General features: G+C 32.0%; 1 protein-coding gene. It reads left to right on the plus strand.

What is annotated here, in order from left to right; genetic code table 11:
- The coding region (locus CYP28_RS10250) for a hypothetical protein (protein ID WP_181000404.1) at positions 1 to 590 on the plus strand (590 nt) is incomplete at both ends.

Consider the following 590-nt stretch of genomic DNA (forward strand, 5'->3'; position numbering starts at 1 on the left):
GGCTTAAAATTTAACCCTGAAAAACAAGAGCTTTTTGAAAGTGTCCAACTTAATAAAAACATAATAACAGTAGATTTTACAAAAAACAATAATCAATCCTGGGAAACAAAAATTTCGTTAGATACTAAAGAGAGTATAAAACTAAGGGCAAGTGATCAAGCCAAAATATTAAGCACCAAGAGCAATACTTTTACCCTACAAAATGGTAAAAATGCGTCTATAAACATAATAGACGAGTCACATAAGAACCAAGGAGAAGATACTCTAAGCAATATTGGATTACAAAACGCCATTTTAAATAGCAATATATCTGTTGAAATTTCTGCTACCAAAAAAGAAAATTTACAAAGTGTCTTTTCTATAAGGGAGATACCAGACCTTTTATCAAGTATTATATACCTTGCAACAACACTACCAGAAATAAATGATTTAGTGACCAAAGATGCTTTTATTAGCGCAACTGATCATGATAGGCATGCAAAGTTTGATCCATTTTTAGTAAGAGCTAATAGGGTTTTGCCTGCTTTATGCGGACAGCTAGAAGAATTTATGGCTAGACGTAACGAAGCAATAGATACATCTTCTTATGA

This window comes from Campylobacter concisus (assembly GCF_002914195.1).
GTDB lineage: Bacteria > Campylobacterota > Campylobacteria > Campylobacterales > Campylobacteraceae > Campylobacter_A > Campylobacter_A concisus_M.